This is a genomic window from Methylobacterium sp. HMF5984 (genome assembly GCF_045033435.1).
Classification (GTDB): Bacteria; Pseudomonadota; Alphaproteobacteria; order Rhizobiales; family Beijerinckiaceae; genus Methylobacterium.
Genome location: NZ_JBJFLN010000001.1, coordinates 4218091 through 4231365, shown reverse-complemented (window position 1 = coordinate 4231365; position 13275 = coordinate 4218091). Strand labels below are relative to the sequence as shown.

Annotated in this window: 10 protein-coding genes; 2 read left to right on the top strand and 8 right to left on the bottom strand. The window is 66.4% G+C overall.

The annotated features are described in order from the left end of the window. Positions 1-42 precede the first annotated feature (42 nt). Complete coding sequence (locus tag ACFZ8E_RS20580) at positions 43-2205, top strand: tetratricopeptide repeat protein (RefSeq protein ID WP_405043671.1); 2163 nt, start codon at positions 43-45, stop codon at positions 2203-2205. A gap of 115 nt (positions 2206-2320) precedes the next feature. Here ACFZ8E_RS20580 and ACFZ8E_RS20575 read toward each other — a convergent pair whose 3' ends face one another. From ACFZ8E_RS20575 to rfbF, 8 genes are all read right to left on the bottom strand, one after another. Then, positions 2321-3373, bottom strand: coding sequence for an NAD-dependent epimerase/dehydratase family protein (locus tag ACFZ8E_RS20575; RefSeq protein ID WP_405043669.1), 1053 nt, complete (start codon positions 3371-3373; stop codon positions 2321-2323). A 5-nt stretch (positions 3374-3378) separates the two neighbouring features. Then, positions 3379-4491 (bottom strand): class I SAM-dependent methyltransferase, encoded by a 1113-nt coding sequence (locus tag ACFZ8E_RS20570; protein ID WP_405043668.1) that lies wholly within the window; start codon positions 4489-4491, stop codon positions 3379-3381. Positions 4492-4561: 70 nt separating this feature from the next. Further along, a complete protein-coding gene (locus ACFZ8E_RS20565; protein ID WP_279605460.1) occupies positions 4562-5398 on the bottom strand; it encodes a sulfotransferase in 837 nt (278 codons plus the stop codon). Between the two features lie 31 nt (positions 5399-5429). After that, the gene (locus ACFZ8E_RS20560; protein WP_244032938.1) at positions 5430-7304 is read right to left on the bottom strand and encodes a thiamine pyrophosphate-binding protein; all 1875 of its coding nucleotides are present in this window, start codon (positions 7302-7304) and stop codon (positions 5430-5432) included. A gap of 55 nt (positions 7305-7359) precedes the next feature. After that, positions 7360-8889 (bottom strand): N-acetylneuraminate synthase family protein, encoded by a 1530-nt coding sequence (locus ACFZ8E_RS20555; protein WP_405043667.1) that lies wholly within the window; start codon positions 8887-8889, stop codon positions 7360-7362. A gap of 167 nt (positions 8890-9056) precedes the next feature. Beyond that, positions 9057-9917, bottom strand: a complete 861-nt coding sequence (locus tag ACFZ8E_RS20550; protein ID WP_405043666.1) for a class I SAM-dependent methyltransferase — start codon at positions 9915-9917, stop codon at positions 9057-9059. Continuing rightward, on the bottom strand, positions 9914-10993 hold the full coding sequence (gene rfbG, locus ACFZ8E_RS20545) for a CDP-glucose 4,6-dehydratase (RefSeq protein WP_405043665.1): 1080 nt from the start codon (positions 10991-10993) through the stop codon (positions 9914-9916). The genes ACFZ8E_RS20550 and rfbG overlap by 4 nt, the downstream gene beginning before the upstream one ends. Further along, positions 10990-11757 carry a glucose-1-phosphate cytidylyltransferase gene (gene rfbF / locus ACFZ8E_RS20540; RefSeq protein WP_405043664.1) on the bottom strand — a complete coding sequence of 256 codons (768 nt, stop codon included), beginning with the start codon at positions 11755-11757 and terminating at the stop codon, positions 10990-10992. Before rfbF ends, rfbG begins: the two co-directional genes overlap by 4 nt. A gap of 164 nt (positions 11758-11921) precedes the next feature. Here rfbF and rfbH point away from each other — a divergent pair, with 164 nt between their 5' ends. Then, a complete protein-coding gene (rfbH, locus tag ACFZ8E_RS20535) occupies positions 11922-13268 on the top strand; it encodes a lipopolysaccharide biosynthesis protein RfbH (protein WP_405043663.1) in 1347 nt (448 codons plus the stop codon). Positions 13269-13275: the final 7 nt, after the last annotated feature.

Here is a 13275-nt window from a genome sequence, read left to right as displayed (position 1 = left end):
TCGTTAACCATCGCAACGCGACAGTCGCGCGGGGGAGGCATCATGGCCCTACGCACGAATCATCGCGACCTGCCGGTCGCGTCCCAGCGACGATCCACGACCGCGAGGCTGCTGAAGGATGCCTCGCTCCAGCAGCGCGCCGGACGGCTCACGGCGGCCGAGCGGCAGTATCGCCGGGTGCTGGATGCCGACCCGCAGAACGCCGAAGCCAACTACAAGCTCGGCATCATCGCGAGCCAGACCGATCGCGTCGCGCTGGCGGTGCCGCATTTCGCGGCGGCCCTGAAAGCCGGACCGGACCAGCCGCATTACTGGCTCTCGCTCGCCACCGCCCTGCTCGGCGCCCGCCGGGTCGGCGACGCCCGCTCCGTGCTCGAGCGCTTCCGCGAGAAGCGCTTCGCCGATGCCGAGACCCAGGCGACGCTGACGGCGCTGATCGCCAACCTGTTCACCGAAGCGCACCAGCATTACGAGGACCGGCTGTTCAAGGACGCCGAGCCGCTGATCGACATGATCGTGATGCTCGACGAGGGCCACGTCGAAGCGCTCCACATGGCCGGCAGCATCGCCGCGCAGACGAACCGCCTGACCCTCGCCGTTGACCTCCTGCAGATCGCCGTCTCCCTCGACGACGACGCGCCGGTGATCAAGGGCAACCTCGGCACGATCCTCGCGCGCCAGGGACGCTACGGCGAGGCGAATGCCTGCTTCGACCGATCGATCGAGATCGATCCGAACAACCCGAACACCTTCAGCAACTTCGGGGTCGCCCTGCGCAAGCAGGGCCGCCTCCGCGACGCGATCGACCGCTTCGACGAGGCGCTTCGGCTTTGCCCCGACTTCGCGCAAGCCCACAGCAACCGCGGAAGCGCCCTGATGGACATGGGCCTGCTCGACGAGGCTATCGCCGCCTACGACGAGGCGCTGCGGATCGACCCGAGCCTATCCTTCGTCCACAGCAACCGCCTGTTCACCAAGCTGTACTCCGCCGACTATACCGCCGAGGAACGCTTCGCCGACGCCCAGGCCTTCGGCCATCGGTTCGCGGATCCGCTGCTGCGCCGCCGCCCCTTCGCGAACGATCGCGATCCCGAGCGCCGCCTGCGGGTCGGTTTCGTCTCGGGCGATTTCCGCGAGCACGCGGTCAACTACTTCTTCGAGCCTGCGCTGCACCGGTTCGATACGACGCGGATCGAGACCTTCGCCTTCTCCAACACGGTGAACGAGGATGCGGCGACGGAGCGCCTCAAGGCGAGCTTCGCCCACTGGCACTGCCTGTGCGGCCTCACCGACGACGAGGCGGCCGACCTGATCGAGGCGGAGGCGATCGACATCCTCGTCGACCTGTCCGGCCACACGGCCGAGAACCGCATCCTCGTCTTCGCCCGCAAGCCCGCCCCGATCCAGGTCGGCTGGATCGGCTATCCCGGAACGACCGGCATGGCGGCGATCGATTATCGGTTCACGGATATCTTCATCGAGCCGGACGGGACCGGCGATGATGTCAGCGTCGAGACGCTCTGGCGCCTGCCTCACGTGGTGGCCTGCTATCAGGCTCCCGCGGCCGACCTGCCGCTTTCAGGTCGTCCGCCTTCTGAAGACGCCGGCTACATCACCTTCGGATGCGTGAACCGCTACACCAAGGTGAGCGACCCGGCGCTCGTGGCCTGGCGCGACATTCTCCTGCGGGTTCCGGGATCGAGGCTGCTGCTGGAGATTGCCGACGTCGATGATCCGGATGTCGGTGCGCAGGTGAGGGCGAGGCTGCAGCGCCTCGGTCTCCCGCTCGACCGCGTGATCCTGATCCATCGCTCGCCCAGCAATCGCTACGTCCTCTACAATCGGATCGACATCGCCCTCGATCCGTTTCCCTACAATGGAGGAACGACGAGCTTCGACGCGCTATGGATGGGCGTGCCGTTCATCGCCCTCGAAGGCGAGCACGTCGTGTCCCGGATGGGATGCTCTGCCCTGGCCATCCTCGGCCTGCCGGAACTCTCAGGTCGCAGCACCGCGGCGTACATCGACATCGCAGCCACGCTGGCACTGGACCCGGACCGGCTCCGAGCGGTGCGCCGAGACCTGCGCGGCCGCTTGGCCCGCAGTCCGCACATGAGCCATGCGACCTTGGCCGCCGATGTCGAAGGTGCGTTCCGCCAGATGTGGCGGCGCTGGGCCGCGCCTCAGGAGCGTCCCTCGGGCTAGGTCCCACCGCACGCGATCGAAACGGCGAACGCGACATGCGATCGGCGCCTCACCGCCTTGTGCCAGAACCCTTCTTCCGAAAGTTCCTTCTGGATGTCCACGATGCGTGAGGCGTTCAGAATGCGCCCCGCAGACGCGCATCATCGACGGTCTTGCAGATCGCGCTCTCGAGGGACGTCCAGGCATCGAGGCCCAGGCCGAGTCGGGCCTTCTCGATCGACGGTATGTACCGATGCGCGCTCGAGCCGCCCACCACCGGGCTTTCGATGACGATCCGGCCCGTTGGCGAGACCAGGGACGACACGAGGCCTGCGAGGTCGGCGATACTGATCGCCCGATCCGAGCCGACGTTGTAGACCTGTCCGGCATCGCCACGCACCAGCAAGGTGAGCAGCCAGTCCGCGAGATCTGCCGCATACAGGTAGGATCGTAACGGCCGGCCATCGCTCGCGACGACGACATCGCCGCCGCGCAGGGCGTCCCGGATGAAGTTGCCGATGGCGAAATGCGTGTCCAGCGGCAAGCCAGGGCCGACGCAGGCGAACGGGCGTGCGACGACCGCATTGAGATCGTGATGCCGCCCGGCCGCCAGCATCAGGTCCTCGGCGGCGAGCTTGGCCTGCCCGTAGACTGCGGAGGCGCCGGTCGACGGGCGGCAGGGGCACGTCTCCGCCATCGCTTCGAGCTGCGAAGGCTGACGACCGTAGACGGCACCGGAACTCACATAGAGACACCGATGAACGCCGGCCTGCCGTGCAAAGTCGATCACCCTCCGCGTTCCATTCACGACCTGCGCAGTCAGGCCGTCTGGATCGCGTTGTCCCGCCTGGCTGGAATCGGTCGCCGCGTGGATGAGATAGTCGAATTGCCCTGGCGGAAGAGGAAAGCTGCGTACATCGCCCTCAAGCCAAGACACTTTCTCATGCCCTGGGATACGGCGCTGCGCCGATGCGACGTTTCGGGTGAGAAGGGTGATCTTCAAATTCAGCGCGAAGGCGGCATCGGCCGCCGAGAGAACCGCGATCAGCCAACGACCGAAGAACCCGGTCCCCCCGGTGATGAACATGCGCGCATCGACGAGGCGAGACCAATCGACGGAATTCCTCCGCAAGACTTCGTCGATGTCCGCTCTGGGCAGGTGGTGCATGGGTCCGATGCGATCGAGCATCCCGATTAGAGATCTATGGCCGCTGGCGTGACCGCGATGTCGGTCACTTGCTCCAGAAGCTCACTGAACTTCAACACGTGGCGTATGCCCATCGCATAGGCGCGCGAGGCGATGGCGCTCTCCCCTGAACGCGCCAGCACGATCACGACCTGCGGTTCATGCAATCGAAGCGTCTCCGGTCGTTGGATCGGGATCCCATGCGTTTCTGGCATCAATCCGGCCAGATACTTGTCGACCAGAAGATGAAGATCCGACGAGGTGAGGCCACCATACTTGACGAGAGCATCGAAGATCCGACCTGCACCCCAGTATGCGACTCTTTGCCGTTTCGCCAAGGGGCGCAGCTTCGTCTCGACGAGCCTCGCGAGGCGTTCGCGATTCCGGTGCAGCGTATCCGCGTATGCTCGGATCAGCGCCGCATTGTCGAGCGGAGGTGTCCCCTGTCCGTAGCCGGAGGGTTCGGGCATCATCTCGATCTTGCGGGCGAGAAGCGTGATGTTGAATGGATCTTCGCCACCCCTCGGAGACACGATCTCGAAGCCGGCAGCCTCGACAAGCCGTCGGAGGCTCGACGGATCGAAATGAAACACGTGCTTGTCGATGAAAAATTCCTCGACGATATCCGAGTGCCCGATCGAACTGATGTTCGGCACGTCCAACAGCATGAGAGCGCCTGGGCGCATGGCGCGCCAGATCGTCTGCAGCATTGCTACCGCAGAATTCGAATGCTCCAATGTTTGGCAATTGTAGACGAACCCGAATTTTTCTTGCGGGAGGTCGGAGTCCTCCAGCTTGCCCTTCCGGTAATTGACGCCCGGTGAATGCCGATAATCGATAATCCGTTCGTCGGGCTCGACCGCCCAGATCGCCGCATGTGGATGTCGTTGCTGAACCCAACGGACGAAATCGCCACGGTTCGATCCGACATCGAGGATGTCGGAGACTCGAGACAAGTCCAGGCCCTCCACCAAACCGCGGACGGCTTGAAAACGAAGCCCTTTGCCATGGCGCACGTTGCCCCAATCTGCATCCGCGCTCAAAGTCTGGCGGCGGTCGCGGGCGTAGGGCTGGAAACCGCTTTGCGTGAGGCCGCATTGCGAACAGACGAATACCGCCACGCCGCGGCGTGAATGAAGAGGGCTATAGAGGGCCGATGTCAGAGGCGCCGCGCATGCGTCGCAGGAGAGACTAGTAGGAGACATGATAGGCTTTCTCTCCGACGTATCCCATGCGCGTCATCATCGGCCCGGCGATCTCTTGAAAGGCGGCCTCCTGATCACGGGTCAGCTGGAAATCGATGGGAACGAATACATTTCGCGGAGTCTGAAGATAGTCGTAATAGACGGGATCGTAGTCGATGCCGATGAAATCGATCGTCCGTTTAAGAAGCTCTTCGTCACGTGTGAGCTCCTCCAGTCGAACGAGTTTGACGCGATCATCCGGCAATTCCGCAAAACGTTCGGTGATCTCGCGACAATTCTCGGCCCAATGCCAAGCAACGCGTCGAAGACGGTCGAAATTCGGAAAAGCGCTTCCTAAAAACTGATCGGAACGTGGAATATTCCACCAGTAGCGCTTCTCGGGCGGCGGTTCCGGAAGGCTCACTTGGTCTCTCAACCAGGTCCTGAGAATCTCGACGCTATCGTCGTCGTACATTTCTTCCCGAAGCTTGTAGTAGAACGAGCTTGTGACCTTTCGCCCATCGCGGACGATGGCCAGGAATTTCGCGGTCGGGAACATCTCGCCGAGGGGTCGTATCAACCACGACAACTTGTTGGATGAATCGGCCCAGACGGCGTCCGACGCGTAGTGTATCGCCGCGCCGTGCAGGGGAGCGATCAGTCGTTTGGCCTCGTCCTCGGACGTCAATCCCATGTAGTATCGGGCCGCGATCCGCTGGATGGCGTTGCAAAGATATTCGTGGTGGATCTCGAGCCCTTCGGCGCCCGTGAGCATCCGAAACATCGTCCGCGTGCCGCTCCGGCCGCTGCCCACGATGAAAACGGGCTTTGTGTGCGTTCCCATTGTCTTAGTGCCTTATCGCGGGCGAGAATCGTCAGTCGGTTCGATCTGTCGATCGGTGCCGGACGATCAGGTACTCGGGCACGGTCTCCGAGGCCGGATCGAGGGGAACGATCATGTTGGCGCGGAACTCGTCGCGCGGCAGCAGCGGCGACATGTCCTCCAGCGGCATCGAGCGCATCGATCCGTCGGCCTGGGGCAGGGCCGCCGATTTCGGGAACAGCGCCTCGGTCTCGATCACGCGCACGTCGACGAGGAGCGGCCCCGGGTGATCGAGCGCGCGCCGGATGCCGTCGCGAAGGTCGGCGACGTCCGAGATCGCGAACGCGTCCCAGCCGAAGGTCTTGGCCAGCGCGACGAGATCGGGGAAGTCGAGCTTGGCCTGCGGCCCGCTGCCGACGTAGCGGCCCTCGAAGTAGGTACGCTGCGTCGTGCGGATCGAGGCGTAGCCGTTGTTGTTGAACACGAACATCCGAACCGGCATCCCGAGGCTGGCAATCGTCTGCAGTTCCTGCACGTTCATCATCAGCGAGCCGTCGCTCTCGATCCCGACGAAGGGCCGGCGGTCGGACGCCATGTAGGCGCCGATCATCGCCGGCAGGCCGTAGCCCATCGCGCCGAGACCCGAGGTCAGGAACACCCGCTGGCCCGGCTTGTTCTGGAAGCCGGTGTGGAAGAACTCGACCGCCAGGCCGGAGCTTCCGGTGACGATCAGGCCGTCCTCCGGCAGTTCCTCGGACAGCATCTGGGTCAGGTGGAAATGGCCGATCGGCCCTTCTGTCGGGAAGGGCGCGCCGTCGTTGATCGGATAGCGCCGCTTCCAGTCGGCGCAGCGCGCGAGCCAGCCGGACCGGTCGACCGGCGCGGCCTCGCGCGCCCGCGGCAGGAGCCGTCCGATGAAGTTGCGCGCGTCGGCCTCGATCCTCAAGGAGAAGCCGGCATTCTCCGAGAACTTGGCCAGCTCGGCGGCATCGACGTCGACGACGACCTTCTGCGCGTGGCGACCGAACTTGGCCGGGTTGTGCGCGGTGACGACGTTGTCGAGGCGCGCGCCGATCGCGATCACGAGGTCGGCGTTCTGGACCGCGAAGTTCGGCGCGCGCAGCGCCACCGTGCCGGGCTTGCCGACGCTCAGGGGATGGGCCGCCGGGATCAGGTCGGCGGCGTTCCACGTCGTCACCACCGGGATCTGCAACGTCTCGTAGAGCTCGCGGAACGCGCCCGCCGCCTCCGCCAAGCGGATGCCGTGCCCCGCCAGGATGATCGGCCGCTCCGCCCGCGCCACCATGCCCATTACGGCATCCAGCTGCGCCTCGGTCGGGCCGGTGCTCGCGTCGGGCGACGGCGGCGCGAAGCCGGCGAGCGCGGCGACGTCGATCGTCGCGTTCTGCACGTCCAGCGGAATGTCGAGCCAGACCGGCCCGCGCCGCCCCGTCGTCGCGCGGTGCACCGCCTCCTCGAGATGCCGGCGGATCGCCGCCGGCTCCATCACCGTCGCGGCGTATTTGGTGATCGGCCGCACGATCGAGACGATGTCGACCTCCTGCGGCCCCATCTGCCGAACGCCGCTCGTGCCGATGAGGTCGTCGCGCTTCACCTGGCCCGAGATGATCAGCAGCGGCACGGACTCGATCCAGGCGCCGGCGCATCCGGTGATGGCGTTCGTCGACCCCGGGCCCGTCGTCACCAGGGCGCAGCCGAGGCGCCCGTTCACCCGCGCATAGGCTTCGGCCGCGATGGCCGAGGCCTGCTCGTGATGGTTCGGGACGTAGGTCAGGGCGGGGCAGGCGCCGACGGCATCGACGAGGTACATCGCGCCGCCGCCGGGCACGAGGAAGACGCAGCCGACCCCTTGGGCGGCCACGAACTCCGCGACGTAATCGGCCAGGCGCCGGAGATGGGTGGTCATCGCGGGTGGGTCTCTCGGTGGTGCGGCAGGCTCGGAGATCGGCCGGGGGCGTCGGTCAGGCGAGCCAGTAGCGCAGGAAGGTCTTGCGATCCGGGTTCTGCCCGATCGCCGGATCGGTGTAGAACGAGTCGTCGATCGCGTGGGTGGAGGAGATCTCCTCGAACACCGCCCCGGTCCGGCTCTCGAAGGCGTGCCGCGTGCCCGGCGTGATCGTCACCACCGAGCCCCGCCGGCAGACCTGATCCTCGCCGTCGAGCCGCAGGACGAGATCGCCGTGCAGCATGTGGAAGGTCTCCTCCTTGCGCGCGTGGTACTGCTCGGGATGCGACTGCCCCGGCAGGACGACGATGAGCTTCTTGCAATAGCCGCGGTTGACCACGGTCACCATCGTGATGCCGACCCGATCGAACCGGTCGAGACCGTAATGGTGCGAGATCTCGAGCTCGGCCTCGCCCGGCACCACCCCGCGGCTCTCGCTGAGCAGGGCCTTCACGCGCTCGACGATCGACAGGATCCGTGCCCGGACCTCCTCCCGCCGCGTGGCGGCGGACGTGACCGGGGCCGCGGCGGGGATGTCGTCGGTCGCGGTGTAGTGCGTGTACTTCGACCAGTCGTTGGCGGTGACCTGGCCCGGCTGCGCGGGGATCGCGAAGAACACGTCCTCGGCCTTGAGCCGCTGTCCCTTGGCGATCGGTCGCTTCGCGAACACGCCCCGGCGCAGGTCGCGCAGGGCGTCGCGTTCCTCCCGCGACGGCTCGACCCGCTCTCCCGTCACCCCGGCGCAGGCATAGGCCTTCCGGGCCGAATCCAGCCAGGCCCGCGCCTGGGCGGGCGATGCGGAGTAGGCGTTGAGCGCGTAGGTTTCGGTCGGGACGCCGACATGCTTCTCGAACAGCGTGGCGCCCTTCGCGATCGCCATCGCGACGGGCAGCGTCTCGTTCGGGTCCTCGTGCGTCGAGTATCCGATGCGCAGGTGGGGATAGCGCGCGCGCAGGAGATCGATCTGGTTGAGCTGCAGGTCGCTTGCGGGCGTCGGATACTGCGCGACGCAGGTCATCAGCGCGAAATCGCGCTCGCGGTGGCGCATGAAGGACACGATGTTGTCGATGTCGAGCAGCTCGATCCCGGCGGTCGAGCCGACGACGGGCAGATCGGTCCGCCCGATCGCCTCGATCAGCGGCCAGTCGGTGAACGAGCAGCTCGCGATCTTCAGGATGTCGAAGCCGTCCGCGACGATGCGATCGACGGAGGCCTCGTCGAAGGGCGTGCACATGGCGATCAGCCCGTACTCCTTGATCCGCGCGACCAGGCGGCGCGTCTGCGCGCGGTCCAGGCGGGTTTCGGAGAACCGCTTGATGTACTTGATGTCGGTCCGGCCCTGAAAATCCGGGTGGATGAAGGTGTCGAGCTCGCGGAACTGGAGCTTGATCGCGAAGGCGAAATCGTAGCCGCGGGCCAGGGCTGCGAATTCATCGATGATGCGGAGCCCATGCTCGACGTCGCCCATGTGGTTGTTGGCCAGCTCGAAGATGAACAGGCGCTCCGGGATCCGGGAGGCGGCATGCGGCGTCTGGGATTGGGACATGAATTGGGTCTCGCTCGGCCGCGCGCGTCGGACCTTCGACTGCCTGCGACAGCTCCTCTCGAAGCAGCTCTAGCATGACAGTGGGCTAGGATGGCCATCGTCGTGCGGACGCCTGACCTCGGTCGATGTGTCCGCCCTGAAAATCGGCGGGGTGTCGAGAACCGCAGTCATGCGGTCAAACGAGCGACGATCGAAAGCCCGTGAAAATCTTTTCCGCCTGCACGAAGCGGATGGGATTCCTGCTTCAATGCTGTCAGGCCGACCCTCCTGAACATCGCCTCGACCGACGACACGCTGAAGAAATTGATGTGCTCGTGCCAATGTCGTTTCGCCGCTGCGCGCTGGGGAAGCTCCGCGATGTCGCGAACGATGTCCTCGTGCGGGATCTCGAGATAGAAAACCGATTTCGGCGTCATGGCGTCAACGATCTGTTGCAGCTGATCGAGCGGGAAGGGGACATGCTCGAGAACATGACTCGATACGACGAGATCGTATTCACCGTTCCGTGCGCGATCTGAGCTGACCCTCTCGGCTCCGGCGACGACGGGTCTGTCCGAGATGTCGTAGATGTGGTGGGCCGAGGCCTTGCCTCTGGAAGGCGTGTTGACGCCGGTATCGCCGCCCCAGTCCAGAACACGGGGCGAGGCGCCGACGAAGGGCGCGAGGAAGGCTTCGATCGTCGGCCCGTAAGCGTTGCCGCTCAGCAGGATGTCGTTGCGGGCGCCGTATCCCGGCTCGAAGCGCTCGCGCTGGGCACGATAGGCGGGGCCGCGATAATCGGCATAGAGCGCGGCCATCTCCGCGTCGTCGAAGCGCATGTCGAGGAAGAGCAGGCCGCAGCCCTCGCAGGCCAGCGTGTTGCAGACGCTGTAGGCGCGACCGAGCGTCAGGTCGCGCATCGCCCAGTCCGGCATGATCTCGACGCTGTCCCAGCCGAAGATCCGATGGGCGAGGAACGGCATCAGCACCGCCGGGACGCGGCGCAGCGCCGTCCCATCGCAGCAGACGCAGCTTTTCGCGATCTTCATGTCGGCATCCCCGTGTAGCGCGCGATCTGGCTCGACAGGAGCCGGCGCAGCGGCGCGCCGGTCAGGTCCGAGCGATACAGCGCGACGCTCGCCGCCAGGCCCTGCTCCAGGCTCCAGCGCGGATGCCAGCCCAGGATGCGATGGGCCCGCGTCGAATCCAGGCGCAGCAATCCGGCTTCGTGGAGCTGCCCCGGCACACCGGCTTCGTGCCAGCGCGCGTCGGCCGCCCACAGCCTGGCGACCGCATCGGCGACGTGGCGGACCGACACCTCGCCTCCCGCCGTCGGGCCGAAGTTCCAGCCCTGGCCGAGCAGGTCCGGCGCGTCGTGGGCGCGCTCGCACAGCACCAGGTAGCCGCAGAGCGGTTCCAGCACGTGCTGCCACGGACGGACCGCATCCGGGTTCCGGATCGCCACAGACCGCGCATCGCGGAAGCCCCGCACCAGATCCGGGATCAACCGGTCCGGCGCCCAGTCGCCGCCGCCGAAGACGTTGCCGGCACGCGCGGTCAGGGTGCGCAGGCCGGCCCCGGGTCCGTACGACCGGGCGTAGGCGGAGGCGACGTGCTCGGCGCAGGCCTTGCTCGCGCTGTAGGGATCGTGGCCGCCGAGCGCCTCGTTCTCCCGGTAGCCCCACGGCCATTCGCGGTTCTCGTAGCACTTGTCGCTGGTGACCACGAGGACGAGGCAGCCGTTCCCGAGTAGGCGAGCCGCTTCAAGCACGTTCACCGTGCCCATGACGTTGGTCGCGTAGGTCTCGACCGGATCCGCGTAGGAGCGCCGCACCAGGGATTGCGCGGCGAGATGGAGGACGATCTCCGGCTCCGCCTCCGCCATCACGGCCTGGACCGCCGCGAGGTCGCGCACGTCGCCCCTGCGGTCGAGGAGGCCGTCGCCGAGCCCGGCGTCTCGAAACAGGCTCCGGCCTTCGAGGCGATCGCGCGAGAAGCCCGTCACGACGGCGCCGAGAGCGCCGAGCCAGTGCGCGAGCCACGTGCCCTTGAAGCCGGTATGGCCGGTCAGCAGCACGCGGCGCCCGCGCCAGAAGGCGGGGCTCGGCAGGGCGCCGGCGATCACCACCGCTTCCACGGCGCGGTGCCGTCGGCCCAGAGCCCGTCGAGATGGATCTTGTCGCGCAGCATGTCCATCGGATGCCAGAAGCCGTGGTGCCGGAACGCGGCGAGCTCGCCCTGCGCGGCAAGCGCCTCCATCGGTTCCTGCTCCCACATCACGTCGTCGCCCTCGACGAGGTCGAGCACCTGCGGCGACAGCACGAAGAAGCCGCCGTTGATGAAGTCGTTCGTCTCGGCCGGCTTCTCCTGGAACACCGCCACGCGCTCGCCGTCGAGCGCCATGGCCCCGAAGCGTGCCGCCGGCGACACGGCCGTCACCGTCGCGCGCTTCCCGTGCGCGCGATGGAAGGCGAGCAGCGCGTCGAGATCGACGTCCGACAGCCCGTCGCCGTAGGTCATGCAGAAGTCCTCGTCGCCGACGTAGTTGCGCACGCGGCGCAGGCGGCCGCCGGTCATCGTCGATTCGCCGGTCTCGACCAGCGTGATCTGCCAGGGCTCGGCGACGCTGTTGTGGACCACGGTCGAATTGTTCTTCAGGTTGATCGTCACGTCGGACGTGTGCAGGAAATAGTTCGAGAAGAACTCCTTGATCATGTACCCCTTATACCCGAGGCAGATCACGAATTCCGTCAGCCCGAAGGACGAGTAGTACTTCATGATGTGCCAAAGGATCGGCTTGTTGCCGAGCTCGACCATTGGCTTGGGCCGGATCATGGTCTCCTCGCCGAGCCGTGTGCCGCGGCCGCCGGCCAAAATGACGACCTTCATGAGTGCCGTGCTCCCACCCTGCCCGCACCGGTTCGACGGTACCCCGTAGTGTCAGGGCGTTTCCATTCCGTTAACCATACCGGACGATAGCTCGCGCGCGGCTCTCGCGCGATGCAGGGGCCTCGAACAGCCGCCCGTGCGACAGGAATGGGGAATGTCGGTGCATGGCGGACGGTGACGGGACGGAAGCGCCCACTCTCGACGCCACGGCCAGCGCGGACCGGATCCGCGACGAGATCCTGCGCCTCGTCGATCTCTACGCGTCGAAGGCCCATGCACCGCGCCCGTTCGAGGCCGGCGCATCGCCGGTTCCGGTCTCGGGCCGCGTCTACGGCGCCCCGGAGATGCGGCTGCTCGTCGATTCCGCGCTCGAATTCTGGCTGACCACCGGCCGCTTCAACGCGGCGTTCGAGGGGCGCCTCGCGCGCTTCATCGGCGCCCGCTACTGCCTGACCTGCAATTCCGGCTCCTCGGCCAACCTCCTCGCGGTGACCGCGCTGACCTCGCATCTGCTCGGCGACCGGCGGCTCGTGCCCGGCGACGAGGTGATCACCTGCGCCACCGGCTTTCCGACCACCGTCAACCCGATCCTGCAGAACGGCCTCGTCCCGGTCTTCCTCGACGTCGAGATCCCGACCTACAATCTCGATGTCCGCGCGCTCGAGGCTGCGCTCTCGCCGCGGACGCGGGCGATCGTCGTCGCCCACACGCTCGGCAACCCGTTCGACCTCGGCGCCGTCACGGCCTTCGCCAAGGCGCACGACCTGTTCCTCGTCGAGGATTGCTGCGACGCGCTCGGGGCCACCTATGACGGCCGCATGGTCGGCACCTTCGGCGATGTCGGCACGCTCAGCTTCTATCCGGCCCACCACATCACCATGGGGGAGGGCGGGGCGGTCTTCGCCGGGTCGAGCCGGCTCAAGCGCGCGCTGGAATCCCTGCGCGACTGGGGCCGGGATTGCTACTGCGCGCCGGGCCAGGACGACACCTGCAAGAAGCGCTTCGACTGGAAGCTCGGCGACCTGCCGCACGGCTACGATCACAAATACACGTACTCGCATCTCGGCTACAATCTGAAGATCACCGACATGCAGGCCGCGGTCGGGGTCGCCCAGCTCGACCGGCTCGACGGCTTCATCGCGCTGCGCAAGCGCAACTACGCGCTGCTGAGGGACGGCCTGCGCCGGTTCGAGGACCGATTGATCCTCCCCGAGGCGACGCCGCTGAGCGAGCCGTCCTGGTTCGGCTTCCCCCTGACGCTGCGCGAGAGCGGCCGGCGCAACGACCTCTTGAAGCACCTCAACTGTCACCGGATCGGCACGCGGCTGCTGTTCGGCGGCAACCTCACCCGCCAGCCCTACATGCTGGAGCGGCGCTTCAGGACGGTGGGGGACCTTTCGGCGAGCGATCGGGTGATGAACGACACCTTCTGGATCGGCGTCTATCCCGGGATCTCGCCGGACGCGATCGCCTACATGGTCGACAGCATCGGCGCGTTCTTCGCCGGCTGAGCGCGTG

Excerpts from the sequence above, each read along its gene's own strand:
- ACFZ8E_RS20580 (WP_405043671.1), top strand. The coding sequence starts at position 43 with ATGGCCCTACGCACGAATCATCGCGACCTGCCGGTCGCGTCCCAGCGA.
- ACFZ8E_RS20575 (WP_405043669.1), bottom strand. The coding sequence starts at position 3,373 with ATGCTCGATCGCATCGGACCCATGCACCACCTGCCCAGAGCGGACATC.
- ACFZ8E_RS20565 (WP_279605460.1), bottom strand. The coding sequence starts at position 5,398 with ATGGGAACGCACACAAAGCCCGTTTTCATCGTGGGCAGCGGCCGGAGC.
- ACFZ8E_RS20560 (WP_244032938.1), bottom strand. The coding sequence starts at position 7,304 with ATGACCACCCATCTCCGGCGCCTGGCCGATTACGTCGCGGAGTTCGTG.
- ACFZ8E_RS20555 (WP_405043667.1), bottom strand. The coding sequence starts at position 8,889 with ATGTCCCAATCCCAGACGCCGCATGCCGCCTCCCGGATCCCGGAGCGC.
- ACFZ8E_RS20550 (WP_405043666.1), bottom strand. The coding sequence starts at position 9,917 with ATGAAGATCGCGAAAAGCTGCGTCTGCTGCGATGGGACGGCGCTGCGC.
- rfbF (WP_405043664.1), bottom strand. The coding sequence starts at position 11,757 with ATGAAGGTCGTCATTTTGGCCGGCGGCCGCGGCACACGGCTCGGCGAG.
- rfbH (WP_405043663.1), top strand. The coding sequence starts at position 11,922 with ATGGCGGACGGTGACGGGACGGAAGCGCCCACTCTCGACGCCACGGCC.